Consider the following 255-nt stretch of genomic DNA (forward strand, 5'->3'; position numbering starts at 1 on the left):
ACGGCGGCCGATTCCTCAGCGTCCTACCTCGGACGCGGGCCGAAGATCGTGAATTCCGTCAGACCGTGGCTCGAGACGGCGTCCGCTGGCGACCGATCCACGACAAGCTCGATGATGACGGTCACCTTATCGATCGATTCTCCGTCTGTGAGCCGGAAGTCTCCAGCGTCGAGGGGTATCGGCTGGTCTGGTATCACAGCACTCGGAAGGCGGAAGTCGATGCCCAAGTGCGGCTCCGGCGCGTGGCTCGTGCCG

General features: G+C 63.9%; 1 protein-coding gene. It reads right to left on the bottom strand.

Annotated features, from left to right (window positions below; translation table 11 throughout):
- Positions 1 to 23: 23 nt before the first annotated feature.
- The coding region (locus tag ACYOEI_RS41295; RefSeq protein WP_462856505.1) for a hypothetical protein at positions 24 to 255 on the bottom strand (232 nt) is incomplete at its 5' end.

Source organism: Singulisphaera rosea (assembly GCF_054877945.1).